The organism is Thioalkalicoccus limnaeus (assembly GCF_041197575.1).
Classification (GTDB): domain Bacteria; phylum Pseudomonadota; class Gammaproteobacteria; order Chromatiales; family Chromatiaceae; genus Thioalkalicoccus; species Thioalkalicoccus limnaeus.
Genome location: NZ_JBDKXB010000081.1, coordinates 1 through 782, shown reverse-complemented (window position 1 = coordinate 782; position 782 = coordinate 1). Strand labels below are relative to the sequence as shown.

The 782-nt window shown below is 65.1% G+C and carries 1 protein-coding gene; it reads right to left on the bottom strand.

Going from position 1 to position 782, the window contains the following annotated elements; translation table 11 throughout:
- Positions 1–767, bottom strand: a 767-nt coding sequence (gene puhA / locus ABC977_RS18175) for a photosynthetic reaction center subunit H (RefSeq protein ID WP_439849213.1), incomplete at its 3' end; no start/stop codon positions are given.
- Between the last annotated feature and the right edge of the window lie 15 nt (positions 768–782).

Below are 782 nucleotides of genomic sequence, written 5' to 3'. Positions count from 1 at the left end.
CGGCGCGATGGCCGTGCGAAGAGCTGGCCGCAGGCGTAGTAGGCGCAGATGCGATCCTCTTCGAGCAGGGTCACCTGATCGGGGTTGGCCAAGCCCGGCACGTTCGCGAACTGCGAGCCGAGGATCGAGCTGACGATGACCTTGCGCTGGGCGCCCTTGCCCTTGATCCGCAGCATCGGCGTCGGCAGCAAGACGTTGCGGCCAGTGCCCGCCACCGAGACCTCCAGGTAGCGCGTCTGCGGCTCGGAACGGTCGACCCAGACATCGGTCACGGTCCCACCGACCTCACCATCGGCCCCGACCACCGCCAAGCCACGCGGATCCGGATCCTTCGGGTGAATCGAAAACTCGGTCGCGACCCGCATCGGCACGATCTTCGGCTCGCCATCGATGGTCATATCCGGCACGTCCATGCGGCCTGCCGCGGCCCCCGGACCGACACCGGCCAACATCGGATCCCCAATCGGATCCTGCGGCGCCCCGTAGAAGGAGCCAACCGGCGTGGCATTGATCGTCTCCGGCTCCGCACGCACGCGCGGCGTCGTCACCGTGCCCAGCCCATGCGGCAGCAAGTAGGTCTTCGGCTTCGGCATCGGAGGAAACCCGCGAATGATGCGGCCGCCGCTGTGCTCCAGCGGATAGCCCTCGCGCTTGTCCTCGCGCCTCAGATAAAACACCAACGAGCCAAAGAACACCCAAAACATCCACACGCACAACGACGCGACATCGAGCTGCGTGGTAAAGGATCCAACATAATCATCTAGCACAGTAAGTTCCCCCCA